General features: G+C 73.2%; 22 protein-coding genes. 13 read left to right on the top strand and 9 right to left on the bottom strand.

Features of this window, described 5'->3' with window-relative positions; translation table 11 throughout:
• Positions 1–161: 161 nt before the first annotated feature.
• Complete coding sequence (locus ACIRRH_RS32535; RefSeq protein ID WP_403074511.1) at positions 162–593, top strand: DUF485 domain-containing protein; 432 nt, start codon at positions 162–164, stop codon at positions 591–593.
• Positions 590–2,359, top strand: coding sequence for a cation acetate symporter (locus ACIRRH_RS32540; RefSeq protein WP_403074513.1), 1,770 nt, complete (start codon positions 590–592; stop codon positions 2,357–2,359). The genes ACIRRH_RS32535 and ACIRRH_RS32540 overlap by 4 nt, the downstream gene beginning before the upstream one ends.
• An 80-nt stretch (positions 2,360–2,439) precedes the next feature.
• Here the strand turns inward: ACIRRH_RS32540 and ACIRRH_RS32545 are convergent, their stop codons facing one another.
• A complete protein-coding gene (locus tag ACIRRH_RS32545) occupies positions 2,440–3,126 on the bottom strand; it encodes a response regulator (protein ID WP_363394017.1) in 687 nt (228 codons plus the stop codon).
• Positions 3,126–4,721: an ATP-binding protein gene (locus ACIRRH_RS32550; protein WP_403074515.1), complete on the bottom strand. Its 1,596-nt coding sequence runs from the start codon at positions 4,719–4,721 to the stop codon at positions 3,126–3,128. The genes ACIRRH_RS32545 and ACIRRH_RS32550 overlap by 1 nt, the downstream gene beginning before the upstream one ends.
• 354 nt (positions 4,722–5,075) lie before the next feature.
• Between ACIRRH_RS32550 and ACIRRH_RS32555 the strand changes: the two genes are divergently transcribed.
• The 3 genes from ACIRRH_RS32555 (at position 5,076) to ACIRRH_RS32565 (ending at position 7,889) form a co-directional block, all read left to right on the top strand.
• A complete protein-coding gene (locus tag ACIRRH_RS32555; protein ID WP_380770655.1) occupies positions 5,076–5,882 on the top strand; it encodes an ABC transporter ATP-binding protein in 807 nt (268 codons plus the stop codon).
• Complete coding sequence (locus ACIRRH_RS32560) at positions 5,872–6,765, top strand: ABC transporter permease (RefSeq protein ID WP_403074518.1); 894 nt, start codon at positions 5,872–5,874, stop codon at positions 6,763–6,765. The genes ACIRRH_RS32555 and ACIRRH_RS32560 overlap by 11 nt, the downstream gene beginning before the upstream one ends.
• A 62-nt stretch (positions 6,766–6,827) precedes the next feature.
• Positions 6,828–7,889: an ABC transporter substrate-binding protein gene (locus ACIRRH_RS32565; RefSeq protein ID WP_224280357.1), complete on the top strand. Its 1,062-nt coding sequence runs from the start codon at positions 6,828–6,830 to the stop codon at positions 7,887–7,889.
• Positions 7,890–7,971: 82 nt separating this feature from the next.
• On the opposite strand, the gene ACIRRH_RS32570 is transcribed toward ACIRRH_RS32565, so the two are convergent.
• From ACIRRH_RS32570 to ACIRRH_RS32585, 4 genes are all read right to left on the bottom strand, one after another.
• Positions 7,972–8,874 (bottom strand): sucrase ferredoxin, encoded by a 903-nt coding sequence (locus ACIRRH_RS32570; protein ID WP_403074520.1) that lies wholly within the window; start codon positions 8,872–8,874, stop codon positions 7,972–7,974.
• 24 nt (positions 8,875–8,898) lie between these two features.
• The gene (locus tag ACIRRH_RS32575; protein WP_403074522.1) at positions 8,899–9,651 is read right to left on the bottom strand and encodes a hypothetical protein; all 753 of its coding nucleotides are present in this window, start codon (positions 9,649–9,651) and stop codon (positions 8,899–8,901) included.
• A gap of 17 nt (positions 9,652–9,668) precedes the next feature.
• Positions 9,669–9,950 (bottom strand): hypothetical protein, encoded by a 282-nt coding sequence (locus ACIRRH_RS32580; protein ID WP_403074524.1) that lies wholly within the window; start codon positions 9,948–9,950, stop codon positions 9,669–9,671.
• A 349-nt stretch (positions 9,951–10,299) separates the two neighbouring features.
• On the bottom strand, positions 10,300–12,750 hold the full coding sequence (locus ACIRRH_RS32585; RefSeq protein WP_403074526.1) for a DNA topoisomerase (ATP-hydrolyzing) subunit A: 2,451 nt from the start codon (positions 12,748–12,750) through the stop codon (positions 10,300–10,302).
• Between the two features lie 306 nt (positions 12,751–13,056).
• On the opposite strand from ACIRRH_RS32585, the gene ACIRRH_RS32590 reads away from it, so the two are divergent.
• The 3 genes from ACIRRH_RS32590 (at position 13,057) to ACIRRH_RS32600 (ending at position 17,300) form a co-directional block, all read left to right on the top strand.
• Positions 13,057–14,403 carry a pitrilysin family protein gene (locus ACIRRH_RS32590; protein WP_224280232.1) on the top strand — a complete coding sequence of 449 codons (1,347 nt, stop codon included), beginning with the start codon at positions 13,057–13,059 and terminating at the stop codon, positions 14,401–14,403.
• Between the two features lie 20 nt (positions 14,404–14,423).
• Entirely contained in the window at positions 14,424–15,788 is a 1,365-nt protein-coding gene (locus ACIRRH_RS32595) for a M16 family metallopeptidase (RefSeq protein WP_403074566.1), read from the top strand.
• A gap of 318 nt (positions 15,789–16,106) precedes the next feature.
• Positions 16,107–17,300, top strand: coding sequence for an RtcB family protein (locus ACIRRH_RS32600; RefSeq protein WP_403074528.1), 1,194 nt, complete (start codon positions 16,107–16,109; stop codon positions 17,298–17,300).
• Between the two features lie 90 nt (positions 17,301–17,390).
• On the opposite strand, the gene ACIRRH_RS32605 is transcribed toward ACIRRH_RS32600, so the two are convergent.
• A complete protein-coding gene (locus ACIRRH_RS32605) occupies positions 17,391–17,672 on the bottom strand; it encodes an HPr family phosphocarrier protein (protein ID WP_403074530.1) in 282 nt (93 codons plus the stop codon).
• Positions 17,673–17,899: 227 nt separating this feature from the next.
• Between ACIRRH_RS32605 and ACIRRH_RS32610 the strand changes: the two genes are divergently transcribed.
• The 4 genes from ACIRRH_RS32610 (at position 17,900) to ACIRRH_RS32625 (ending at position 23,351) form a co-directional block, all read left to right on the top strand.
• Positions 17,900–20,713, top strand: a complete 2,814-nt coding sequence (locus ACIRRH_RS32610; RefSeq protein WP_403074532.1) for a GNAT family N-acetyltransferase — start codon at positions 17,900–17,902, stop codon at positions 20,711–20,713.
• A 91-nt stretch (positions 20,714–20,804) separates the two neighbouring features.
• Entirely contained in the window at positions 20,805–21,401 is a 597-nt protein-coding gene (locus ACIRRH_RS32615) for a DUF5998 family protein (RefSeq protein ID WP_224280238.1), read from the top strand.
• Positions 21,402–21,445: 44 nt separating this feature from the next.
• Positions 21,446–22,633, top strand: coding sequence for an alkaline phosphatase family protein (locus ACIRRH_RS32620; protein WP_224280242.1), 1,188 nt, complete (start codon positions 21,446–21,448; stop codon positions 22,631–22,633).
• A 61-nt stretch (positions 22,634–22,694) separates the two neighbouring features.
• The gene (locus ACIRRH_RS32625) at positions 22,695–23,351 is read left to right on the top strand and encodes a thymidine kinase (protein ID WP_403074534.1); all 657 of its coding nucleotides are present in this window, start codon (positions 22,695–22,697) and stop codon (positions 23,349–23,351) included.
• A gap of 13 nt (positions 23,352–23,364) precedes the next feature.
• On the opposite strand, the gene ACIRRH_RS32630 is transcribed toward ACIRRH_RS32625, so the two are convergent.
• Positions 23,365–24,108, bottom strand: coding sequence for a VOC family protein (locus ACIRRH_RS32630; RefSeq protein WP_403074567.1), 744 nt, complete (start codon positions 24,106–24,108; stop codon positions 23,365–23,367).
• 244 nt (positions 24,109–24,352) lie between these two features.
• Here ACIRRH_RS32630 and ACIRRH_RS32635 point away from each other — a divergent pair, with 244 nt between their 5' ends.
• A complete protein-coding gene (locus ACIRRH_RS32635; protein WP_403074536.1) occupies positions 24,353–25,231 on the top strand; it encodes a sulfurtransferase in 879 nt (292 codons plus the stop codon).
• Between the two features lie 63 nt (positions 25,232–25,294).
• Here the strand turns inward: ACIRRH_RS32635 and sepH are convergent, their stop codons facing one another.
• Complete coding sequence (gene sepH, locus ACIRRH_RS32640; RefSeq protein WP_403074538.1) at positions 25,295–26,371, bottom strand: septation protein SepH; 1,077 nt, start codon at positions 26,369–26,371, stop codon at positions 25,295–25,297.
• Positions 26,372–26,673 lie beyond the last annotated feature (302 nt).

A 26,673-nucleotide genomic window follows, 5' to 3' on the forward strand; every position in this document is an offset into this window, starting at 1 on the left:
GACAGCAATTCGACTGGTGGGCCGCTCCGGCCGCCGGCATCCCCGTTGAGTCCGCCGAGCCATCGGTTGCGCACCGCCGAACGGCGGTACCGGCGCAGTCGGGCCCCGCCCGTACGGACCACGCCCGTACGGACCGGTCGACAGAGGCCGTCGTCGGGCCAGTGGCCGTCGGCGAACCGGTCCACGGGGCCGCCGTCGAGCCGTTCGCCCAGACCACCCCAGCCGACCCCGAGGCCCCGGCCGCACCGGACGCGCCACCGGAGGAGGAGCCGGTCGCCGACCGCACCGAGGTCTACCGGGCGGTCCAGGCGAGCGCGACGTTCCGTCAGATCCGGCGCAGCTACCGGACCTTCGTCTTCCCGATCACCGGCGCCTTCCTCGCCTGGTACCTGCTGTTCGTCGCCGCCCAGGCCGGTGCCCCCGACCTGATGCGCAGGACGGTGGCCGGTCCGCTCAACGTGGCCTGGCTGCTTGGGCTGCTGCAGTTCGCCTCGACCTTCCTGCTCACCTGGCTCTACGCCCGCAACTCCCGGACCAAGCGCGACCGCGCCGCCCTGGGTCTGCGCTGGGACACCCAGGACCAACTGCGATGACGACCCTGATGCTCACTCTGCCCACCGACGTGGCGAAGGCCGCGGTGCAGACCGTGGTGACGACCGCCACCCCGCCGCCCGTCGCCCCCGCCGGCGACCACCACTCGCTCGCCATCGCGCTGTTCGCCGTCGTCGTCCTGGTCACCCTCGGGGTCACCCTCTGGGTCGGCCGCCAGGGCAACGCCGCCGAGGACTTCTTCGCCGGCGGCCGCGACTTCACCCCGCTGCAGAACGGCTTCGCGCTCTCCGGCGACTACCTCTCCGCCGCCTCCTTCCTGGGCGTCGCCGGGCTGATCGCGCTGTACGGATACGACGGCGTGCTCTACAGCATCGGCTTCCTGGTCGCCTGGCTGGTGGTGCTGATGCTGGTCGCCGAACTCGTCCGCAACGCCGGCCGGTACACCCTCGCCGACGTGCTCGCGCTGCGGCTGCGCCGCCGCAAGGTGCGCGCCGCGGCCGGCGGCGCCAGCGTCGTGGTCACCCTGCTCTACCTGGTCGCGCAGATGGTCGGCGCCGGTTCGCTGGTCGCCCTGCTGCTCGGCACCGGCAGCCCGCACGCCCGCACCTGGACCATCATCGCGGTCGGCGCCCTGATGATCGTCTACGTCACCGTCGGCGGGATGCGGGCCACCACCTGGATCCAGATCATCAAGGCCTTCCTGCTGACCGGCGGTTCGGTGCTGCTCACCGTGCTGCTGGTGGTCCGCTTCCACGGGGACCTCGGCGAGCTGATGCGCCAGGCCGCCCAGCACAGCGGTGCCGGGCACCGCTACCTGGAGCCCGGGCTCAAGTACGGCGGCAGCATCACCAGCCGGCTGGACTTCGTCAGCCTCGGCCTCGGCCTGGTGCTCGGCACCGCCGGCCTGCCGCACATCCTGTCGCGCTTCTACACCGTGCCCACCGCGCGGGCCGCCCGCCGCTCCACGATGTGGGCGATCGGCCTGGTCGGCAGCTTCTACCTGATGGCCATCGTGCTCGGCCTCGGCGCCACCGCGCTGATCGGCTCGGCCGAGGTGCGGCACGCCAACTCGGCCGGGAACACCGCCGTTCCGCTGCTCGCCCTGATGCTCGGCGGCGGCAACGGCAGCACCGGCGGGGTGGTGCTGTTCGCACTGATCTCGGCGATCGCCTTCGCGACCATCCTCGCCGTGGTCGCCGGGCTGACGCTGGCCTCCTCGGCGGCCTTCGCCCACGACATCTGGGCCGGCGCCTGGCGCGCCCGGCCCGGGCACGAGCAGACGAAGCAGGGCCGCGGTCGGCGCCGTCGGGGCGAGGCCGTCCCGGCCTCCCGGTCGGAGGAGTCGACGTCCGAGGTCAGCGAGCAGCAGGAGGTGGTGGTCGCCCGGATCGCCGCTGCCGGGATCGGGGCGACGGCGATCGTGATCAGCCTCTTCGCCCAGCACCTGAACGTCGCCTTCCTGGTCGGCCTGGCCTTCGCCGTCGCCGCCTCCTCCAACCTGCCGGTGCTGCTGTACAGCCTGTTCTGGTCGCGGTTCACCGTCCGTGGCGCGGTCTGGGCGGTGTACGGCGGGCTGATCCCGGCGATCGTGCTGGTGTTCTTCTCGCCGGTGGTGTCCGGCTCCGCCGAGGCGCTCTTCCCCGGCCTCGACTTCCACTGGTTCCCGCTGGAGAACCCGGGCATCGTCTCCATCCCGCTCGGCTTCCTGGCGGGCTGGGTCGGGACGGTCACCTCGGCCGAGCCCACCGATCCGGACCGGTTCGCCGAGCTGGAGGTGCGTTCCCTCACCGGTGCGGGCGCGGCCTGAGCCGTCGCGCCCGGGGAACCCCGGCGGGCCTGGGGCCGCCGGGGTTCCCCCGTGTCCGGCCACTGGCCGGCGGCGCGCGGCTACGCCCGGGCCGACAGTCCGTAGCGGTGCTCGGGGCGGCCGGTGTCGCCGTACCGCAGGGTCAGCCGCAGCCGGCTGTCCCGCTCCAGCTGCTTGAGGTAGCGCTGCGCGGTGGAGCGGCTCAGTCCGGTGGCGTCGGCGACCTCCTGGGCGGACAGCGGCCGGCCGGCCCGGCGCAACACGCCCATCACCAGGTCGGTGGTGGGCGCGGAGTGGCCCTTGGGGAGCGTCCCGGCCGGGGCGGCGGCGCTGCGAAGGGTCGCGAACAGCCGGTCCACCTCGTCCTGGCCGGCCTCCCGGGCCGGTGCGGCGAGCGCGTGCCGCAGTTGCGCGTACGCCACCAGCTTCTCCCGCAGCCCGGCGAAGGTGAACGGCTTGACCAGGTACTGGAGCGCGCCGTGCTGCATCGCGGCGTGCACCGTCGAGACGTCCCGGGCGGCCGTCACCATCATCACGTCGCAGGCCACCTGGCGTTCCCGCAGCCGGCGGACCAGGGCCAGGCCGGTCTCGTCGGGCAGGTGGTGGTCGAGCAGCAGCAGGTCCACCGGGCGGCGCTCCAGGGCGGCCAGCGCCTCCCCGGCCGAGTGCGCGGTGCCGGTCACCCGGAAGCCCGGGACCTTGGCCACGTACGCGGCGTGCACGTCCGCGACCCGGAAGTCGTCGTCCACCACGAGTACGTCGATCATCACGCCTCCGCGAGCTGAGTGGTGAGCAGGGCCTCGGGCAGCTCGACGGTGAACCGGGCACCGCCGAGCGGCCCCGTGTCGAGCACGATCCGGCCGCCGGTCCGCTCGACCAGCCGCCGCACCATCGCCAGCCCCAGCCCGCGCGGACGGTGCGCGGGCGCGTCCTTGCTGGTCCACCCCTCCTCGAAGACCTGTTCGCGCAGTTCCTCCGGCACGCCCGGGCCGCTGTCCGTGACCTGCAGCAGCAGGGTCGGGCCGGCCGCCGCCAGGCTCACCTCCACTCGGCCCCCGCCGCCCGCGGCCAGCGCGTCCACCGCGTTGTCGATCAGGTTGCCGAGCACCGTCACCAGCGCCCGGGCGTCCACCACCGCGTCCGGCAGGTGCGCCGCCGGGGCCAGCGCCAGCCGGACCCCGCGCTCGCCCGCCACCGAGGCCTTGCCCGCCAGCAGCGCCGCCACGTGCGGGTCCTGCACCTGCTCGGCGATCTGCGCGGCGACCACGGCGTGCGAGCCGGACTGCTCCGAGATGAACGCGACCGCGTGCTCGTGACGGCCCAGCTCCAGCAGGCCCAGCAGGGTGTGCATCCGGTTGGCGTGCTCGTGGTCCTGGGCCCGCAGCGCCTCGGTGAGGCTGCGGGTGGTGTCCAGTTCGCGGACCAGCGACTCCAGCTCGGTGCGGTCCCGCAGGGTCACCACCGCGCCGCCCTCGGGCGTGGCCATCCGGTTCACCACCAGCACCCGGTCGTCCCGTACGGCGGGCAGGTCGGCGCCCGCGATCCGCCCGGCGAGTACGTCCGCCAGCCGGCCCGGCGGCAGCACCGCGCCGATCGGGCGGCCGGTGCAGTCCTCGGGCAGGCCGAGCAGCCGGAGGGCCTCGTCGTTGGCCAGCCGGATCCGGCCGCGCTCGTCCAGCGCCACCATGCCCTCGCGGATGCCGTGCAGCATCGCCTCCCGTTCCTCCAGCAGCGCCGAGATGTCGGCCAGCGCGATGTTGTGGGTGCGGCGCTTGAGGCGGCGGGCCATGAGGAGGGTGGCGAGCGTCCCGGCGGCCAGCCCGGCGCCCGCGCACAGCAGGATGCCGGTGAGCATCTTCAGCAGCCGGCGGCGGATCGAGTCGTCGCTGATGCCGACCGAGACCTCGCCGACGATCCGGCCGTCCGCCGTCCGCAGCGGCACCTTGCCGCGGGCGGTGCGGCCCAGGGTGCCCTCCTGGATGGCGGTGACGCTGCGGCCGCTGAGCGCGGGCTCCGGGTCGGTGCTGACCCGCTGGCCGATCCGGCCCGGGTCGGTGTGCGAGAGCCGGATGCCGTCCAGGTCGGTGACCACGACGAAGCTGGCGCCGGTGGCCAGCCGGATCTGCTCGGCGTTTTGCTGCGCGGCCACCACGTCGCGGTCGGCGGCGGCCCGGGCGATGCTCTCGTCGGTGGCGGTGGCCTGGGCGATCGACAGCGCCCGCTGCATCGCGTCGTGGTCCAGCTCGCTGCTGACCGGGGCCAGGAACAGCCCGGCGGTCACGGCGGTGACACCGACGGTGACGACGGTCTGGCTCAGCAGCAGCTGGGCGAAGACCCGGCGGGGCCGACGGGAGAGCTTCATCCGGGCCTCCTCTCGGCGGCTGCGGGGGATCGGGCGTCCTCGGGGCGGTCGGGGCGCCTGCGGGTGGGGTCGGGACACCCTATGTTTCCGGGGTGCTTCTGTCAGCCGCGTCCCCGCAGTTGTAGCGGAAGCAAAACGAGCAGAACACCCCCTATGCGCAGAAGTCGCACTACGCGAAGAAGGCTCCCGCCGGGGCCGGGCCCACTCCTACCTTTCCGGGGCAGCCACACGGACCCTGGAGGATCGAATGCGTGAGCGAGCAGTGGGGGTACCCCCGGCCGGAGGCTGGGGGAGAGTGAACCGTCGAGAGGTGCCACTCGTGCGAAGCACCGGCCGAGCGAAGCGAGGTGGGGCATGAGCACCCCGGCGATCGAGCTGACCGGCGCGACCAAACGGTTCCGCACCCCCTCCGGGGCGCTGCACACCGCGGTCCGCGATCTCGATCTGATCGTCGCCCAGGGCGAGTTCGTCGCCGTCGTCGGCCCCACCGGCTGCGGCAAGTCCACCACGCTGACCCTGGTCAGCGGTCTGGAGGAGCCCACCGAGGGCGAGGTCCGGGTGTACGGCGAGCCCGTGCGCGGGATCGACCCCAAGGTCGGGTTCGTCTTCCAGCAGGACGCCGTCTTCCCGTGGCGCACCGTCCTGTCCAACGTGATGGCGGGCCCGCGCTTCCGCGGCGTGCCCGCCGCCGAGGCCAGGGAGCGGGCCCGGGACTGGCTCGGCCGGGTCGGCCTGGCCGCCTTCGAGGACCGCTACCCGCACCAGCTGTCCGGCGGCATGCGCAAGCGCGTCGCGCTCGCCCAGACCTTCGTCAACGACCCGGCGATCCTGCTGATGGACGAGCCGTTCTCGGCGCTGGACGTGCAGACCCGGGCCCTGATGTCGGACCAGCTGCTGGAGCTGTGGGCGGGGACCGGCTCGTCGGTGGTGTTCGTCACCCACGACCTGGACGAGGCCATCGCGCTCGCCGACCGGGTCGTCGTCATGACGGCCGGACCGGCCACCGTCAAGGAGGTCTTCACCGTCGACCTGCCGCGCCCGCGCACCGTGGAGGCCGTCCGGCTGGAACCGAGGTTCGTCGAGCTGTACCGCGAGATCTGGGCCTCGCTCGGCGAAGAGGTCCGCATCACCCGGGAGAGAGGAGCGGGTCGTGCCGCTTGAGACCACGTCCGCGTCCGTGCCCGAGTCCGCGCCGGGCGTCGCCGGCAAGCCCCCGGCCGTCACGACGAGAACCGAGGCGCGCGAACGGGCCGCCCGCAACCGGAGGTTGGGCGTCTACGGTGCCCGGGTCGCGGTGCTGCTCGCCTTCCTCGGGCTGTGGGAGGTCTGCGCCCGTACGGACGTCATCGACCCGTTCAACTTCTCCCAGCCGTCGAAGATCTGGGACCAGATCTGGCAGTGGATCACCCACGGCACCGCGCAGGGCTCGCTCGGCGAACAGATCGGCTACACCCTCTACGAGGCCCTCACCGGCTGGGTGATCGGCGTCGTCGGCGGTGTGCTGCTGGGCATCGCGCTCGGCCGGATCCGTTTCCTGGCCGACGTGTTCGGGCCGTACATCAAGGTGCTCAACGCCATCCCGCGGATCGTGCTCGCGCCGATCTTCCTGATCTGGTTCGGTCTGGGACCGGCCTCCAAGGTCGCCTCCGCGGTGGTGCTGGTGTTCTTCCCGGTGTTCTTCAACGCCTTCCAGGGCGCCCGCGAGGTGGACCGCAACCTCGTCGCCAACGCCCGCATCCTGGGCGCCGACAACCGCAAGGTCACCCTCCAGGTGGTCATCCCCGCCGCCACCACCTGGATCTTCACCAGCCTGCACGTCAGCTTCGGCTTCGCGCTGATCGGCGCCATCGTCGGCGAGTACATCGGCGCCACCAAGGGCCTCGGCCTGCTCGTCGCGGCCGCCCAGGGCACCTTCAACGCGGCCGGCGTGTACGCGGCCATGACCATCCTCGCCGTCGTCGCACTGCTCACCGAGGGGCTGCTGACCTTCGCCGAGAAGAAGCTGTTCCGCTGGAAGCCCGCCGACGCGGGCGACGGGCGCTGACCCCCGCGCCGCCGTCAGAGCCGCCGACTCCCCCCTGCCGTAAGAAGAGAGAGGCACCACCCATGCGCAGATCCGCTGCCGCCGCCCTCGCCGCCGTCCTGCTCCTCCCGCTCTCCGCCTGCGCCAACGACGCCGCCACCGCCGGCCACGGCGCGGTCGCCGCCCCCGCCGGGCAGCAGGTCGACGGGCCCAAGGTCAAGATCATGGTCGGTGGCCTGGACAAGGTCATCTACCTGCCCGCGATGCTCACCCAGCGGCTCGGCTACTTCGCCGAGGCCGGCGTCAACGTCGAACTGATGACCGAGCCCGCCGGCGTCAACGCCACCACCGCGCTGCTCGCCGGGGACGTCCAGGGCGCGGTCGGCTTCTACGACCACACCATCGACCTCCAGGCCAAGGGCAAGAAGGTCGAGTCCGTGGTGCAGTTCGCCCAGGCGCCCGGCGAGGTCGAGGTGGTCTCCGTCAAGCAGGCCGACGCCGTCAGGTCCGGTGCCGACTTCAAGGGGAAGAAGCTCGGCGTCACCAGCATCGGCTCCTCGACCGACTTCCTCACCAAGTACCTCGCGGTCAAGAACGGCACCGCCGTCAGCGAGTTCAGCCCGATCGCGGTCGGTGCCGGCCAGACCTTCATCGCCGCGCTCCAGCAGGGCAGCATCGACGCCGGGATGACCACGGACCCGACCGTCGCCGCCATCCTGGACAAGGGCCTCGGCAAGATCCTGTACGACATGCGCACCCCCGAAGGCTCGCGCGAGGCGCTCGGCGGGCTGTACCCGTCCTCGTCGCTGTACATGAACACCGACTGGGTGGAGAAGAACAGGGACACCACCCAGAAGCTCGCCAACGCCTTCGTGAAGACCCTCACGTGGATGTCCACCCACAGCCCCGAGGAGATCGCCGCGAAGATGCCCGCGGACTACGCGCAGGGCGGCGCCGAGCAGTACGCGGCGGCGATCAAGGCGACGCTGCCGATGTTCACCACGGACGGCGTGATGCCGGCCGACGGGCCGAAGACGGTGCTCTCGGTGCTCGCCGCGTTCCACCCGGACGTGAAGGGCAAGGAGGGGTCGATCGACCTGTCGAAGACGTACACCACGGAGTTCGTCGCCAAGGCCGCGGGCTGAGTCCTCGGCGGCCGAGCCCTGGACGGCAGCGGTCCTGCGGGCAGCGGTCCCGCGCCCACCCCCACGGGCGCGGGGCCGCTTCTCACCGGCCCCGGACCGACAGCACGTCCATCCGCGAGGGTGTCCCCGCCGCCTTGCCGCAGCTCTCCGGACGCGCCGGCTCGCTCACCGCCTCGATCACGTCCACCTCCCAGGACCGGCCGTCCCGGTGCAGCACCGTCACCAGCCAGCGGCCCTCGCCGTCCGGCCGCTGGGTGAGCGTCAGCACGTCCACCCCGGTCTCGCCGGTGGCCAGCCGCACCGCGTGCTCGGCCGCCTGGCCCGGACGCTCCCAGCCCGAGCAGCCCCGCGACCACTCCGGCACCATGTGCCCGGCCGCCGTCGCCGCCAGCACCTCCTTGGCGGTCTCCGGCGTCAGCCGCCCGTACGCGTAGCCGTACGGCAGCACCAGCACGGTGGGGGAGAAGCGGTGCCCGCCCAGGTGGGTGACCTCCCACACCTCGCTGTGCCCGGCCGCGGCCAGCTCCGCCGCGAGCGGACGGCCCAGCAGTGCGCAGCAGCGGTCCCGCCGCCCGTTGGTGCACACCAGGGCCACCGGGCCGCCGACGTGCGCCGTGCCGAAGCCCGTGTGGTTGCCTGCCCCCAGCGCCGCGAAGTCCAGCTCCAGCAGCTCCGCCGGATCCGCCACCCCGGCCCGGCGCACCCAGCCGCGGCCCGGCACCGTGTGGGCCACGATCACCTCGTGCCGCGCCGTCGGCAGGCAGTCGGCGTGCCGCCCGGGCCGGCGGATCAGCGCCACTCGCACGCCCGTCCCGGCCGCGGCCGCCTCCAGCGCCCGCCCGACCGCCGCGTCCAGGTGGCTCTCGCCCAGCGCCTTCGCGCCCCACGGCCCGTTCTGCTCCACCAGCAGCCAGGTGGTCGCCACCGCCGCCGTCGCGGCCAGCGGCTCCGAAAGTTCACGCGACACGGTCGCACAGGTGCTCACCCCGGCAAGGCTACCCTCACCTGATCACCCGAACGCGGCCTTCACGCGCTGTGCCACCTCCTCGTCCACCGAGTCGTACAGCGGCTCGGAGGCGGTCGGGAGGTCCGCGAACTCCAGGTGGATGCTGCGGACGACGTCCGCGAACAGCTCCGAGTACAGCACCCAGTCCTCGGGACACGGGGTGCTCAGCTCCAGCGAGAGCAGCTGGGACTCGTTCGGCAGCGGCAGGTGCACCTGGATCACCGAGGTGGTCAGCACGCCGTCGAGGAGCGGGACCGCCGTGCCGTCGAGCGGAGTCGACCCGTCGTCGAGCGAAGTCGACCCGTCGTCGAGCGGAGTCGCCACGGCGTCGATCACCGCCACCGCGCGCCCGGCCGGCAGCTCGATCTCCGTCACCTCCGCCTCCGGACGGGACCGGGCCAGGCGGGTGAGCAGGAAGTCCACCGCGCCCGCGTAGTCGGTCCCGACCAGCGGGCACACCGAAGCCACGATCGATGCCGTGCTCGGTCGGCCGTCCACGTCCACCAGGCACATCCCGGCGTGGATCACCCCGGCCTCGGCCATCGGCGGGATCAGCTCGGCCAGTGCCACGGCCCAGCGCACCCGCACCTCGTCGGGCTGGGAGGCCAGCACCTCGCAGACCAGCTCCCAGAGTTCCTCGGCCACCTGGTCGTCGGTGCCGAGCACCGGGATCTCGTGGAAGGCGGGCGGGACGATGAAGCGGATCTGGAGCCGCGCGTCCTCGGCGGGACGGTGGACTGTCGGTATGCCGGGCATCGGGCCTTCCCCGGAGGTCATGAGGGCTTGCGGATCCGGTTGCGGACGTCCAGCCAGGCCGGCGGGACGGGGACCGGGACGCCGTACGCGCGGGCCTCGACGAGCAGGTCGAGGTAGGCCGCGGCGTGATCGCGCAAGCCGGAGCGGCGCCAGGTCGAGTACGCCCTCAGCGCCGGCAGGGCCGCGCACACGCTGACTGCCGTCAGCCCGATGGCGGCGGACCGGAGCTGCTGGGCGCGCTCGGCGCCGGAGGGATCCTGTCCGAGGGAGAGGAGCACCACGGCCGTGATCAGAGCCAAGGTGCCAAGAGCCTTGAGAACCTCGGAAAGGGCAAACAGCTGGGCACCGAGCGGCTCGACTCGGCGTGCAAGGCGACCGCCCCCATGCGGTTGCCGCACTCGTCGAGTTGTTTGGACACCGTCCTCATCCTGCCCATGTCGATCTTGAACTCCTCGGCCAACTCCCCGTCCCCCCAAGGCGCGTGATGCGATATGGAGCACCTGTTCGGTGAACCTAGCCCATGAATGGGCAAAGTTCCGGCCATGACCGGGAATTGGAGATCACCCTTCCGGGTTCCCGGTCGGACGGGCACGAAAAAGCGGAGGGGCACCGGATGGTTCCGGTGCCCCTCCGCTCGTGCGGGAGCCGTTACGCCGGGCCGGCGACCACCGCGATCGGGGTGGTGACCGGGGTGCCGGAGCCGTCGCGGCGCGGGTCGCGCTCGGGCAGGTCGACCGGGGCGCCCTTGGCGGTGGCGGCGCGGGCCGGGGCGGCGCCGGCCCAGGCGAAGGTCAGGCCGTCCTCGCCGCGCAGGAAGCGCTGGCAGCGCACACCGCCGGTGGCGCGGCCCTTGCGCGGGTACTGCTCGAACGGGGTGACCTTCCAGCTCGTCTGCTCGCCGCCGGACAGCGTGCCCGAAGCGGTGGCCACCGAGACCACCACCGCGTCCGCCGCCGGGTCCACCGCCGTGAAGGACAGCACCCGCGCGCCGTCCGACAGCTTGATGCCCGCCATGCCGCCCGCCGGGCGGCCCTGCGGACGCACCTGGCCCGCCGGGTAGCGCAGCAGCTGGGCGTCCGAGGCGACGAAGACCAGGTCCTCCTCGCCGGTGCGCAGCTCGACCGCGCCCACCAGCTCGTCACCCTCCTTGAGGGCGATCACCTCGAACTCGTCCTTGTTCGCCGGCCACTCCGGCACCACCCGCTTCACTACACCCTGCAGCGTGCCCAGCGCCAGCCCCGGCGAGGACTCGTCCAGCGTGGTCAGCGCCAGCACCCGTTCCCCGGCCTCCAGCCGCAGGAACTCGCCCACCGCGGCCCCGCCCGCCAGCGTCGGCGACGGCGTCGGCGGCAGCGCCGGCAGGTCGATCACCGGCAGCCGCAGCACCCGGCCCGCGGACGTCACCACGCCCACGTCCGCCCGCGCCGTCGCGTGCACCGCCGACACGATCACATCGTGCTTCGCCCGCTTCTCCGACACCTCGAACGGCTCCCCGTCCGCCGTCCGCGCGAGCAGGCCCGTCGAGGACAGCAGCACCCGGCACGGGTCGTCCGCCACCTCCAGCGGCACGGCCAGCGCCGCCGACGGCACCGCCCCCGCCTCCAGCAGCACCGTGCGCCGCTCCGTGCCGAACTGCTTCGACACCGCGCCCAGTTCGGACGACACCACGCTGCGCAGCTTGGTGTCCGACTCCAGGATCTCGGTCAGGTCCGCGATCTCCGCGGTCAGCTTCGCCTTCTCCTGCTCCAGCTCCACCCGGTCGAAGCGGGTCAGCCGCCGCAGCGGGGTGTCCAGGATGTACGCGGTCTGCGTCTCCGACAGCGAGAAGCGCTCCATCAGGCGCTCCTTCGCCTGCTGGGCGTTGTCGCTCGACCGGATGATCGCGATGACCTCGTCGATGTCGAGCAGGGCCACCAGCAGGCCCTCGACCAGGTGCAGCCGCTCCTCACGCTTGCGGCGGCGGAAGTCGCTGCGCCGGCGCACCACGGTGAAGCGGTGGTCGACGTAGACCTCCAGCAGCTCCTTCAGCCCCAGCGTCAGCGGCTGCCCGTCGACCAGCGCGACGTTGTTGATGCCGAAGGTCTCCTCCATCGGCGTCAGCTTGTAGAGCTGCTCCAGCAGCGCCTCCGGCACGAAGCCGTTCTTCACCTCGATGACCAGCCGCAGCCCGTGCTCGCGGTCGGTCAGGTCCTTGACGTCCGCGATGCCCTGGAGCTTCTTCGCGTTGACCAGGTCCTTGATCTTCGAGATGACCTTCTCCGGGCCGACGTTGTACGGCAGCTCGGTGACCACGATGCCCTTGCGGCGGGCCGTCACCGCCTCCACCGTCGTCGTCGCCCGGATCTTGAACGTGCCGCGGCCCGACTCGTACGCGTCCCGGATGCCCGACAGGCCCACGATCCGCCCGCCGGTCGGCAGGTCCGGACCGGGCACGAACCGCATCAGCGTGTCCAGGTCCGCGTTCGGGTGCTTGATCAGGTGCCGGGCCGCGGCCACCACCTCGGACAGGTTGTGCGGCGGCATGTTCGTCGCCATGCCCACCGCGATGCCCGTCGCGCCGTTCACCAGCAGGTTCGGGAACGCGGCCGGCAGCGCCAGCGGCTCCTGCTCGCTGCCGTCGTAGTTCGGGCCGAAGTCGACGGTGTCCTCGTGGATCGACTCCACCATCGCCATCGAGGCGGCCGTCAGCCGCGACTCGGTGTAGCGCATCGCGGCCGGCGGGTCGTCGTTGCCCAGCGAACCGAAGTTGCCGTGCCCGTCGATCAGCGGCAGCCGCATCGAGAACGGCTGCGCCATGCGCACCACGGAGTCGTAGATCGACGCGTCGCTGTGCGGGTGCAGCCGGCCCATCACCTCGCCCACCACACGGGCGCACTTCACGTGCGCGCGGTCCGGGCGCAGGCCCATCTCGTTGGCCTGGTACAGGATCCGGCGGTGCACCGGCTTCAGGCCGTCCCGTGCGTCGGGCAGCGCACGCGAGTAGATCACCGAGTAGGCGTACTCCAGGAAGGAGCCCTGCATCTCGTCCACGACGTCGACGTCGAGGATCCGCTCCTCGAAGTCTCCGGGCGGCGGGGTCTGCGAACTGCGGCGGGCCATCGCGGCGGGGCTCCCTTACGTGTCGCTGGCTGTGTCTCGGTCGGTCGTCGGTCGGTCACCGAACGCCGGGGTCGGTCGTCGGTCGTCTCCGCACCCTCCTGCCACCGGACCCGTCAACCGGGCGCCGTCGACAGGGCGCGGCGCCCCCATTGTGGACCCTCGGGCCGACACTCCCGGTCAGCGGCCCTCTTCCGCCCCTGGCGAACGGCCCCGTCAGCGCGGACACGAACACGGTTCCCGCACGTTGCACCACAATGGGGGACGCCACACGAACCCCGACATCGACGACGGGAAGGACCCGAGCGCATGGCCAACCCGGCCCCCGCCTCCAGCCGAGGCATCGCCATCACCGAGCACCGCCTGGCCAACGGCCTGCGCGTCGTCCTCTCCGAGGACCACCTCACCCCGGTCGCCGCCGTCTGCCTCTGGTACGACGTGGGCTCCCGCCACGAGGTCAAGGGCCGCACCGGCCTCGCCCACCTCTTCGAGCACCTGATGTTCCAGGGCTCCGCCAACGTCTCCAACAACGGGCACTTCGAGCTCGTCCAGGGCGCCGGCGGCTCGCTCAACGGCACCACCAGCTTCGAGCGCACCAACTACTTCGAGACCATGCCCGCCCACCAGCTGGAGCTCGCCCTCTGGCTGGAGGCCGACCGGATGGGCTCGCTGCTCGCCGCGCTCGACGAGACGTCCATGGAGAACCAGCGCGACGTCGTCAAGAACGAGCGCCGCCAGCGCTACGACAACGTCCCGTACGGCACCGCCTTCGAGAAGCTCACCGCACTCTCCTTCCCCGACGGCCACCCGTACCACCACACCCCGATCGGCTCCATGGCCGACCTTGACGCGGCCACCCTGGAGGACGCCCGCACGTTCTTCCGGACGTACTACGCGCCCAACAACGCCGTCCTCTCCGTCGTCGGCGACATCGATCCCGAGCAGACCGTCGCCTGGGTCGAGAAGTACTTCGGCTCCATCCCCGCGCACGACGGCAAGCAGCCCCCGCGCTCGGGCGAACTCCCCGAGACCATCGGCCGCGAGATCCGCGAGGAGATCCACGAGGACGTCCCGTCCCGCGCCCTGATGGCCGCCTACCGCCTCCCGCACGACGGCACCCGCGAGGCCGACGCCGCCGACCTCGCCCTCACCGTCCTCGGCAGCGGCGAGTCCAGCCGCCTCTACAACCGGCTGGTCCGCCGCGACCGCACCGCCGTCGCCGCCGGCTTCGGCCTGCTGCGGCTGGCCGGCGCCCCCAGCCTCGGCTGGCTCGACGTCAAGACCTCCGGCGACGCCACGATCGAGCAGATCGGCACCGCCGTCGACGAGGAGCTCGCCCGCTTCGCCGCCGAGGGCCCCACGGCCGAGGAACTCGAGCGCGCCCAGGCCCAGATCGAGCGCGAGTGGCTCGACCGGCTCACCACCGTCGCCGGCCGCGCCGACGAACTGTGCCGCTACGCCGTCCTGTTCGGCGACCCCAAGCTGCTCAACGACGCCCTCCCCAAGGTCCTCGACGTCACCGCCGAGGAGGTCCAGGCCGTCGCCAAGGCCCGCCTCCACCCCGACAACCGGGCCGTCCTCGTCTACGAGCCGACCGCCGCCGAGACCGACGCCGACTCCGACGCCGCTTCCGAAGAGGAGGGTGCCGCCGTATGAGCACCGACTACGTCCCCGCCATGACCTTCCACCCGCAGCCCCAGCCGGGCACGCCCAGCCCCTGGGACTTCCCCGCCCCCGAGCGGGCCGCCCTCGGCAACGGCATCACCGTCCTGCACTGCCACCGGCCCGGCCAGCAGCTGGTGGCCGTCGAGGTCCTGCTCGACGTCCCGCTCGCCGTCGAGCCCGAGGGCCTCGACGGCATCGCCGGCATCCTCGCCCGCGCCTTCAGCGAGGGCACCGACACCCTCAGCGCCGAGGAGTTCGCCGCCGAACTGGAGCGCGCCGGCGCCACCCTCGACGCCCACGCCGACCACCCGTGCACCCGGATCTCCCTGGAGGTCCCCGCCTCCCGGCTCCAGCGCGGCCTGTCCCTGCTCGCCGACGCCCTGCGCGCCCCGGCCCTGCCCGAGGCGGAGATCGAGCGCCTGGTCGCCAACCGCCTGGACGAGATCGTCCACGAGCAGGCCAACCCCGCCCGGCGCGCCGCCAAGGCCCTGTACGCCGAGCTCTTCGACGCCGCCGACCGGCTCTCCCGGCCCCGCGCCGGCACCGCCGACACCGTGAAGTCGATCGACCGCACGGCCGTCAAGGCCTTCTACGACGCCCACGTGCGCCCCGCGACCAGCACCGTCGTGGTGGTCGGCGACCTCACCGGCGTCGACCTGCCCGCGCTGCTGGAGAGCACCCTCGGCACCTGGACCGGAACGGCCGCCGATCCGTCCGCCCACGGCCCGGTCACCGCCGACGACCGCGGCCGCGTCGTCATCGTGGACCGCCCCGGCTCCGTCCAGACCCAGCTGCTCATCGGCCGGATCGGGCCCGACCGCCACAACCCGGTCTGGGCCGCCCAGACCCTCGGCACCTACTGCCTCGGCGGCACCCTCACCTCCCGCCTCGACCGCGTCCTGCGCGAGGAGAAGGGCTACACCTACGGCGTGCGCGCCTTCGCCCAGCCGCTGCGCTCGGCCGCCGACGGCAGCGGGCGGGCGATGCTCGCCATCAGCGGCTCGGTGGACACCGCCTCCACCGCGCCCGCCCTGGCCGACACCTGGACCATCCTGCGCACCCTCGCCGCCGAGGGCCTCACCGACGCCGAGCGCGACGAGGCCGTGCAGTTCCTGGTCGGCGTCGCCCCGCTGAAGTACGAGACCGCGGGCTCGGTGGCCGGCACCCTGGCCGACCAGGTCGAGCAGTACCTGCCGGACGACTACCAGGCCGAGGTCTACCGGCAGCTCGCCGAACTGCCCACCGCCGCCGCCACCGAGGCGGTCGTCGCGGCCTTCCCGCCGGACCGTCTGGTCACCGTCCTGGTCGGCGACGCCGCCGTGATCGCCGACGACGTGCGGGCGCTCGGAATCGGCGAGGTCACCGTCGTCAGCTGACGCCTGCCGCGGTTTCGTCCGGCCCGGTGGAGCACCCGCTCCGCCGGGCCGGACGCGTTCTTAAATCCGTTGCAGACCGCGCCTGTTCCGTGGATAGATGGTCCCCGGCGCACAGCACGTGCGAACTGCGACGAAGGAAGGGAGGCGGTCACCATGCGGGTCGAGCAAGCCATACGACGCTCCCCACGGCCGTATTCCCCCTGTGCCGTCGCCCTGGGCGTCTGAGCCCCTCCTCCTGAACTTCCCCGAGCCGCGCCGGGATTCCTCGCGCGGCAGCTTCCCGACGTGAACTTCCCGACCTCTGGAGGTCGTTCGATCATGACGTACACCGAGGTGCCCGGCGTCCGGGTGCCGATCCGGATGTGGACCGACCCGGCCACCGTCGAGGGCCAGGCCCTCCAGCAGCTGCGCAACATCAGCTCCCTGCCCTGGCTGCACGGCCTCGCCGTGATGCCCGACGTCCACCTGGGCAAGGGCGCCACCGTCGGCTCCGTCATCGCCATGAAGGACGCGGTCTGCCCGGCGGCCGTCGGTGTCGACATCGGCTGCGGGATGAGCGCGGTCAAGACCTCGCTCACCGCCGAGGACCTCCCGGACGACCTCTCCGCCCTGCGCCGCGAGATCGAGCGGGCCATTCCGGTCGGCCGCGGCCTGCACACCGACCCGGTCGACCCGACCAAGCTGTACGGCTTCCGCACGGCGGGCTGGGACGACTTCTGGCAGCGCTTCGACGGGGTGGCGGAGGAGGTCAGGTGGCGTCGCGAGCGGGCCATGCAGCAGATGGCCACGCTCGGCGGAGGAAATCACTTCATAGAACTGTGCATTGATACGACCGGCGCGGTCTGGTTGATGCTGCACTCCGGTTCCCGCAACATCGGCAAGGAGCTCGCGGAGCACCACATGGGCGTCGCCCGCTCGCTGCCGCACAACCAGGGCCTGATCGACCAGGACCTCGCGGTCTTCCTCGCGAAGACCCCGGAGATGGCGGCCTACCGCCAGGACCTGTTCTGGGCGCAGGAGTACGCCAAGAACAACCGGGCGGTCATGATGGCGCTCTTCCAGGACGTCGTCCGCCGCGAGTTCGCCAAGGCGGAGGTCGCCTTCGACGAGGTGATCAGCTGCCACCACAACTACGTGGCGGAGGAGCGGTACGACGGCGTCGACGTGCTGGTGACGCGCAAGGGCGCGATCCGGGCCGGCTCCGGCGACCTCGGGATCATCCCCGGGTCGATGGGGACGGGCTCCTACATCGTCCGCGGTCTGGGCAACGCGGCCTCGTTCAACTCCGCCTCGCACGGCGCCGGCCGCAAGATGAGCCGCAACGCCGCGAAGAAGCGGTTCACCACGCAGGACCTGGTCGAGCAGACCAAGGGCGTGGAGTGCCGCAAGGACGGCGGCGTGGTGGACGAGATCCCGGGCGCCTACAAGAACATCGAGAAGGTCATCGAGCAGCAGAAGGACCTCGTCGAGGTGGTCGCGCACCTCAAGCAGGTCGTCTGCGTCAAGGGCTGACCGGGCCGGCCGGAGCGCGGAAGCGGCCGGAGAAGCCGATCGGGGTGCCACCGGAATCCGGTGGCACCCCGATCGGGCGGCTGAGAGGCCTCAGGCCGCGGCGGGGAGCTCGTCGAGGCCCTCGGAGACGAGCTTGGCGAGGCGGTCGAGCGCGTCGTCGGCGTTCTCGGCGTCGGAAGCGAGGATGACCTCGTCGCCACCCTGGGCGCCCAGGCCGAGGAGGCCGAGCATGGAGGCGGCGTTCACCGGGTTGCCGCCCGGCTTGGCGATGGTGATCGGCACGCCGGTGGCCGCAACGGCCCGGACGAAGACGGAGGCGGGACGGGCGTGCAGGCCCTCGGCCCAACCGATGGTGACGCGGCGCTCAGCCATGAGACGTGCCTTTCCGGTGAAGCTGGTCACGGCCGTGCTCGGGGGAGCGGGGGAAGCGGCCATGTTGTCTAGACCAGTGTTGCACGCAGTCGGCCCCCGGAAACCGCCGCGTTCAGGACTTGTGATTGTTTCTTTTCGGGGCATAAACCCCGGCCGACGGCCCTGTACACCCTGCCGTGGGCACGCGCCCGACGCCATTCGGCTCGCCGCCGGATAATCTGACGAATGTGGAAGACCCCGCGGTGGTGAACCCCGAGCAACCCGACTATCCGCAGCACTGGGAAGCGGACATCCTGCTGCGTGACGGAGGCACGGCTCGGATCCGGCCGATCACGCCCGCCGACGCCGGACGGCTCGTGGAGTTCTACGAGCAGGTGTCGGACCAGTCCAAGTACTTCCGGTTCTTCGCCCCCTACCCGCGGCTCTCCGACAAGGACGTCCGCCGCTTCACCCACCACGACTTCGTGAACCGGGTGGGCCTCGCGGTGGTGGTCCGGGACCACTTCATCGCCACCGTCCGGTACGACCGGATCGACGCCGAGGGCCGCCCCTCCGAGACCGGCACCGACGCCGAGGTGGCCTTCCTGGTGCAGGACGCCCACCAGGGCCGCGGCGTGGCCTCCGCCCTGCTGGAGCACATCGCGGCGGTCGCGCAGGAGCGCGGCATCCGCCGCTTCCAGGCCGAGGTGCTGCCGGAGAACCGGAAGATGGTGAAGGTCTTCACCGACGCCGGCTACACCCAGCACCGCAGCTTCGCCGACGGCGTGGTGCACCTGGAGTTCGACCTCGAACAGACCGACCGCTCGCTCGCCGTGATGCGTGCCCGCGAGCACCGCGCCGAGGCGCGCTCGGTGCAGCGGCTGCTCACCCCGCGCTCGGTGGCCGTGATCGGGGTCTCGCGCACCCCGCAGACCGTCGGCCGGGCCATCCTGCGCGACCTGCTGGGGGGCGCCCCGGCCGACCGGCCGGTGTACGCGGTGAACCGCAACGCCGAGCCCGGCACCGAGCTGGACGGCGTCCCGGTCCACCGTTCGATTCTGGACATTCCCGGACCGGTGGACCTCGCGGTGATCGCCGTCCCCGAGAGCGCCGTCCCGGCCGCCGTCGCCGAGTGCGGTGCCCACGGGGTGCAGGGCCTGGTGGTGGTCACCGCCGGCTACGCGGAGACCGGTCCGGAAGGCCGGGACCGGCAGCGCGCGCTGGTCCGCCAGGCCCGCGCGGCCGGCATGCGGGTGATCGGCCCGAACGCCTTCGGCCTGATCAACACCGACCCGCAGAGCCCGCTGAACGCGTCGCTCGCCCCACGCCTTCCCGGCCGCGGCGGCTTCGGGATCTTCTGCCAGTCCGGCGCGATCGGCGTGGCCCTGCTGGAGGCCGCCCACAAGCGCGGCCTCGGCGTCTCCTCCTTCGCCTCGGTCGGCAACCGCTCCGACGTCTCCGGCAACGACTTCCTCCAGTACTGGGCCGAGGACGAGGCCACCCAGGTGGTGCTGCTCTACCTGGAGTCCTTCGGCAACCCGCGCAAGTTCACCCGGATCGCCCGCCGGCTGGCCGCCGTCAAGCCGGTCGTGGTGGTCAAGGGGGCCCGGCACACCGGCAGCCTGCCGCCCGGCCACGCCGTCCCGGCCACCGCCACCGGCCTGCACGACGCCACGGTGGACGCGCTGTTCGAACAGGCGGGCGTCACCCGGGTGGCGACCATCACCGAGCTGTACGACACCGGCGAGCTGCTGGCCCAGCAGCCGCTGCCGCCGGGGGACCGGGTCGCCGTGGTCGGCAACTCCGACTCGCTCGGCCTGCTCACCTACGACGCCCTGCTGAGCGCGGGCCTGCGCCCGTGCGTGCCCGTCGACCTCACCACCGCCGCGACCGGCGAGAACTTCCGGATCGCACTGGACGTCGCGCTCGCCGATCCGGCCGTGGACGCGGTGATCGCCGTCGCGATCCCGCCGATCGGTACCTCCGCGCACGCCTTCATGGGCGGCCGGCTGACCGGCGAGGACGACCCAGCGATGGGTACGGACGACCCGGAGATCGCCGCCGCCCTGCTCGACGCCGGCCGCCGGGCCCGGGAGCTGGGCAAGCCGCTGCTGCTCACCCACCTGGCGCTGACCGACCTGCCGGCCAGGCTGCGCCCCGGCGGCATCCCCGCGTACGCGGCGCCCGAGCGGGCCGTGCACGCCCTCACCCACGCCGTGCACTACGCGCAGTGGCGCCGCCGCACGGCCGCGGCGGAGGAGACGGCGCGCGTCCCCGAGCTGGACCGGATCGACGAGCCCGGCGCCCGTCGGCTGGTGGAGGCGGCGCTGAGCACCCGGGCCGCGGTTGCGGCGCGCACCCAACCCGGCGGCGCCCGGCTCGTCCTGCCCGAGGCCGAGGCCATGGAGCTGCTGGCCCGCTACGGGATCGACGTCTCGCCGGTGCGGCCGGCCCCGGACGAGGAGTCCGCCGCACGAGCCGCCGGGACGCTCGGATACCCGGTGGCCCTCAAGGCGACCGCCCCGCACCTGCGCCACCGCCCCGACCTGGGCAGCGTCCGGCTGGACCTGACCGACGAGGCGGGCCTGCGCCGCGCCCACCGCGAGCTGGACGCGCTGCTCGGCGGCGCAGCGCAGGCCGAGCTGGTGGTCCAGCGGATGGCGCCGCGCGGCGTGGACACCGTGATCGCCGCCACAGTGGACCCGGCGGTCGGCGCGATCCTCTCCTTCGGCCTGGCCGGCGCCCCGGCCGAACTGCTGGGCGACACGGCGCACCGGCTGGTGCCGGCCACCGACCAGGACGTCGCCGGGCTGATCCGTGAGGTCCGGGCGGCGCCGCTGCTGTTCGGCTGGCGCGGCGCCGAGGCGGTGGACACCGGAGCCCTGGAGGAGCTGCTGCTGCGGGTGTCGCAGCTGGTGGACGATGTACCGGAGATCGCCTCGGTGGATCTCGAACCGGTGGTCGTGGCCCCGCACGGGCTGGCGATCCTGGGGGCACGGGTACGGGTCGCGCCCCTGCCGGTCCGCAGCGATCTGGGCCCGCGCGCGATGAGCACGCTGTAACCTTCCTTGGTTGCGCCCTGCCCGGGCGCTGTTGTCCGAAGCTCGGCGCCGTGCCGCCCGCTTCGTCGGCGGACCATGCCAGGATGGAGATATGGCGAAGACCGGTACCACCACTCAGGACCTGCGCTCGGCGATCGAGCGCAGCGGCTACTACCCGGCCCTGGTGTCCGAGGCGGTCGAGTCCGCGGTGGGCCCGGAGCCGATCAGCTCCTACCTGGTGCACCAGGAGACGACCTTCGACGCCAACGAGGTGCGCCGGCACGTGACGGTGCTGGTGCTCACCCCGACCCGGTTCGTGGTGAGCCACACGGACGAGCAGTCCGGGGCCGAGGGCAGCCCGGCGGTGCCGTTCGCGACGACGTCGACGGAGAGCGTCCGGCTGGACCGGATCGGTTCGGTCGTGGTGAGCCGGATGGTGGCGAACCCGGAGACGTACACCCCGGGCACCCTGCCGCGCGAGGTGGTGCTGACGATCGGCTGGGGCGCGGTGCAGCGCCTGGACCTGGAGCCGGCCGGCTGCTCGGACCCGAACTGCGAGGCGGACCACGGCTACACCGGCTCGGCCACGGCTGACGACCTCTCACTGCGGGTGAGTGAGGCCGGCGACGGCCCGGAGACGGTGGCCCAGGCGCTGGTGTTCGCCCGGGCGCTGTCCGACGCGACGATCAGCAACGGCCCGCGGGTCTGAGCCCCGCCGCTCCCGACCGACCGCACCGCTACGAATCCGGTTCCATGTCCTTCGTTCCTGCCGACGGCTACGACGCCTTCGAGATCCTTGACCCGACCACGGCCCCCGCGCCCCCGTACGGCAGCGGCTCGCTGTGCGACCTGCTGCCCTCGGTGGCGGCGGGGCTGGGTGTCCCCGGGTTCACCGCGACCCTCCCGATCGCCCCGGCGGACCGGGTGGTGGTGTTCCTGGTGGACGGCCTGGGCTGGGAGCTGCTGCTGCGCCACCCCGAGTACGCGCCGTTCCTGTCCTCGCTCGTCGGGAGCTCGCTGGGCGGCAGCGGACGGCCGCTGACCGCGGGCTTCCCGTCCACCACGGCGACCTCGCTGGCCTCGGTCGGCACCGGCACGCCGCCGGGCCTGCACGGCCTGGCCGGGTACACGGTGGCGGTGCCGGGCACCGGCTACCTGATGAACCAGCTGCGCTGGCAGCCGCCGACCGAGCCGCACGCCTGGCAGCCGTACCCGACGGTCTTCGAGCGCACCCACCAGGCCGGGGTGGCGACCGCCCAGGTCTCCTCCCCGCTGTTCGCCCAGACCCCGCTGACCAGGGTGGCGCTGTCCGGCGGCACCTTCCTCGGCCGCACCACGGGCGAGGAGCGGATGGACCTGGCGGCCTCCTGGCTGGCGGAGCACGACCGGGCGCTGGTGTACACCTACGTCAGCGAGCTGGACGGTGCGGGTCACCGCTTCGGGGTGGACTCGGACGAGTGGCGGATGACGCTGGACGCGGTGGACCGGCTGGCCCGCCGGCTGGCCGGGCAGCTGCCGCCGCGCTCGGCGATGTACGTGACGGCCGACCACGGCATGATCGACATCGCGCCGGAGGACCGGATCGACTTCGACGAGGACTGGGAGCTGGGCGCCGGCGTCGCCCTGCTCGGCGGCGAGGGCCGGGCCCGGCACGTGTACGCGGTGCCGGGGGCCGCGGCCGACGTGCACGCGGTCTGGAGCGAGGTGCTGGGCGACCGGATGTGGGTGGCCACCCGGGACCAGGCGATCGCGGCGGGCTGGTTCGGCCCGGCCGTGGACGAGCGGGTGTACGCCCGGATCGGCGACGTGGTTGCCGCGGCGCGCGACGACATCGCGATCGTCGCTTCCCGCAACGAGCCCGGGGAGTCCGCGATGATCGGTCTGCACGGTTCGATGACCCCGGTCGAGCAGTTCGTGCCGCTGCTCGAAGTCCGCGGCTGAGCCGCGCACTTGACTTATCTGTGCCCGAACTTCCCTGATTTGAAAGGCCCTTGCTCCACCCATGGCTGAACTGGTGTTCTTCTCGGGCACGATGGACTGCGGCAAGTCGACGCTGGCGCTGCAGATGGACCACAACCACACCGCGCGCGGCCGGCAGGGCGTGATCCTCACCCGCAACGACCGGGCGGGCGCGGCGACGATCTCCAGCCGGCTGGGCCTGCGCGCCGACGCGGTCGAGGTGACGGACGACTTCGACTTTCACGCGCACGTGGTGCAGCGGCTCTCGGCCGGCGGCCGGGTGGACTACCTGATCTGCGACGAGGCGCAGTTCTTCGCCGCAGAGCAGGTGGACCAGTTGGCCCGGGTGGTGGACGAACTGGACATCGACGTCTACACCTTCGGCATCACCACCGACTTCCGCACCCGGCTGTTCCCGGGCTCGCAGCGGCTGATCGAGCTGGCCGACCGGGTGGAGGTGCTCCAGGTCGAGGCGCTGTGCTGGTGCGGTGCGCGGGCCACCCACAACGCCCGGACGGTCGGCGGGGTGATGGTGGTCGAGGGCGCCCAGGTGGTGGTCGGCGACATCTCGGTGGACCAGGACGAGGTGGGCTACGAGGTGCTGTGCCGCCGCCACCACCGCCGTCGGCTGACCGCCGCGACGGCGCGCGTCTCGGTGCTCTCCCCGGACGTGCTGCCCTTCGAGGAGCAGCAGGCCTGAGGGCCGGGGCGGTCTAGGGGAGCACCTCCAGTACGGAGAAGTGCCCGCCCTGCGGGTCGGCCAGCCGGGCGGCGCGGCCGCGGATGGTGTCGTGCGGTTCGACCAGGACCCGGCCGCCCAGCTCGACGGCGTGACGGGCGGTCAGTGCGGCGTCGCCGACTGCGAAGTGGGTGCGCCAGCGCGTCGGGTGGCCGCACAGCTCGGCGTGGTGCCGGATGCCGGCGACCGGCCGCCCGTGCACCAGCAGCGCGGTCTCGCCCGGGGCGGAGCGGACCGGGCGGTCGAGCACGGTGGAGTAGAAGGTGGCAGCGCCCTCCGCGTCGGGGGTGAGCAGTTCGGTCCAGGCCGGGGCGCCCGGTTCGCGGCCGGCCTCCCGGCCGAGGTGCTCCTCGCCCTGCCAGAGGCCGAAGACCGCGCCGGAGACGTCGGCGGCGATGGCCATCCGCCCGGCGCGCTCGGCCTGGAGCGGTCCGACGGCGACGGTTCCGCCGCACTCGCGGACGAGTTGGGCGGTGCGGTCTGCGTCGTCCACCGCGAAGTAGGTGGTCCACTGCACCGGGAAGCCGGTGGCGGTGGAGACGCCGAGGCCAGCCACCGGCGCCCCGTCGAGCTCGGCCCGGACGTAGTCGCCGAGCTGGCCGGGCCCGGGCGTGTACGTCCAGCCGAGCAGTGCGCCGTAGAAGGCGCGGGCGCCGGGCAGGTCGTCGGTCAGCAGGCTGACCCAGCAGGGCGTGCCCTGGGCCAGTCGGAGTTCCACCGCGGGCAATGCGGGCCTCCTCGTGGGTGGTTGGCGCACGGAAATCCTCGCGCGCGAGGGTGATGCTTCCACCCTGGCGGGCGCCCAACCCTCGGGCCGCGCGGAAAGTCCCGCAAAGACCCCACCAAAGAGCGGTGGGTCGGGCGTGTCCTGCGGATTCCGGCGGTTCCCCCGGACCGGACCGGGCCGCGGCAGGGGCCCGGACGGCCCGCCGCCGGGGCCGGGCTGCGCGACAATGGCCGCCATGACCACCACCTACAACGACGGTTCCCCGCTGATCTCCGCGGCAGAGCTGCGCGAGGCGCTCGCCTCCGCCCTGCCGCCGGTGCTGTTGGACGTGCGCTACCAGCTGGTCGGTGCCGCGCCGGGCGGCCCGACCGCGGCCGAGGAGTACCGGGCCGGTCACCTGCCCGGCGCCCACTTCGTCGAGCTGGACCGGGACCTGGCCGCCCCGCCCGGCGCCCCCGGCCGGGGCGGGCGCCACCCGCTGCCCGACCCGGATGAGTTCGGCGCGGCGATGCGCCGCTTCGGGGTGAGCGCGCAGCGCCCGGTCGTGGTGTACGACGGAGCGGCCTCGATGGCGGCGGCCCGGGCCTGGTGGCTGCTGCGCTGGGCCGGTCACCGGGACGTCCGGGTGCTGGACGGCGGATTCGCGGCCTGGCAGGCGGCCGGGCTGCCGGTGACGGCCGAGCTGCCGGAGCCTGGGGAGGGCGACTTCAAGCCGGTGCCGGGGCAGCTGCCGACGGTGGACGGGGACGGCGCCGCGGCCTGGGCGCGCAGCGGGCTGCTGCTGGACGCCCGGTCCGGGGAGCGCTACCGGGGCGAGACCGAGCCGGTGGACCCGCGGGCCGGGCACATCCCGGGCGCGGTCTCGGCGCCGACGGCCGGGAACGTGGGCCCGGACGGCCGGTTCCTGCCGGCCGTCGAGCTGGCCGCCCGGTTCCGGGCGCTGGGTGCGGGGGAGCGGGAGACCGCGGTGTACTGCGGTTCGGGCGTGACGGCGGCGCACCAGATCCTGGCGCTGGAGGTGGCGGGCCTGCCGGCCACGCTGTACCCGGGCTCGTGGAGCGAGTGGTCGAGCGACGATTCCCGCCCGGTGGCGGTCACCGAGCAGCCGGGCTGATTCCCCGGGGACGCCGCAGGGGCGGGAGGCCCGGCCTCCCGCCCCTGCGGCGTACCACTGTTCCTACTCCTGCTTCTTGCGCCGGCTGCCGAAGACGATCTCGTCCCAGCTGGGCACGGTGGCCCGGCGGCCGGGCCGGACGCCGTCCGCCTCGGCCTGCCGGTCGGTGGTGCCGACCAGGCGCTCGCGGTGCGGGGCGACGGCGCGCGGCATCAGGATGTCGGCGTAGGCCGAGCCCGCGCCGAGCGCCGGGGCGGCGGCTGCCGCCTCCTCGCTCTCCTCGGCGACCTCGGCGGGCACCGGCTCGATCGCGGTGGGGGCGCCGACGGCGAGGTCGCCGCGGAAGGCGGGGACCACGTCGAGCAGGCTGGTCAGAGAGTCCCGGGACTCGGCGGTGGCCTCCCGCGACTCGCGGACCTCGCGGGCCGACATGATGCGGTCGGCCGAGGGCCGGTCGATCATCGGGCGGGGCGGCCGGTCCTGGGGGAGCCGGGCGATCCGCGGGATGAACGGGAAGACCGACTCCTCCTCGCGCTCGACGTTCTCGCCGATCAGCGCGCGGGCCTCGTCGTCGTTGGGCTGGACCAGGCGCCGCGGCGGGTCGTACGTCCAGGAGGCGCTGCGGCCCTCGTCGTCGGCCCGGTAGGAGAGGATGACCTCCCAGGTGCCGTCGTCGCGCCGCCAGGAGTCCCAGCGCTCGGTGTCCTTCTCGGCGCCGCGCAGCGCGAGCCGCTCGGCCACGGCCTCGCCGAGCTGCGGGCCGGGGGACTCGCCGTTGCGGCGGATGGCGGTCTTGCGGGCGCGTTCGGCCATGAAGGCGCGCTCGGCGAGCACCGGGCCCTCGAAGCGGCGGACGCGGTCGACGGAGATCCCGGCGGCCTGGGCCACCTCCTCGGCGGAGGCACCGGCTCGTATCCGCGCCTGGATGTCCCGGGGGCGCAGATGGCTCTCGACCTCGATCTCGATCTGGCCGAGGCGCGGCCGGTCGCCGCGGATGGCGGCACGCAGCCGCTCGTCGATGGGAAGGGTGTACTCCGTGCTGTCGGCAGCCTTGAGCACCAGCCGTGTGCCGTCGTTGCTGACGGCCACAACCCGCAGTTCGGGCACGGTTACCTCCCGGGTGGTGCCTGCCGACGTCACCTGCGTCGCTGCTCCCGTACTGAGTGTGGCCCGCCCACTCGCGACTGGCCACAACCTTGCTGAGTTCCCCGGCGTGTCGGGCTTACGCCCGCGCACGCCGCTGTGGCACGGTTGCCTTTTTGCCACGCCATCCGTCGACGTCGCGCCTGGGTGTCCCGGCCGTCCTCGCACGCGCAGTGAACGCGACGATCCGGGACGGGCGTCGCCGTGCGTGCCCGCTCCGTGGCTCCTCGTCAAGCTGCCGGTGCAGGGCAGTCGACAAGTCGACCCAAGGCTCGGGCTTTACGAACAGTACTCCATTC

Source organism: Kitasatospora sp. NPDC101235, assembly GCF_044767505.1.
Classification (GTDB): Bacteria; Actinomycetota; Actinomycetes; order Streptomycetales; family Streptomycetaceae; genus Kitasatospora.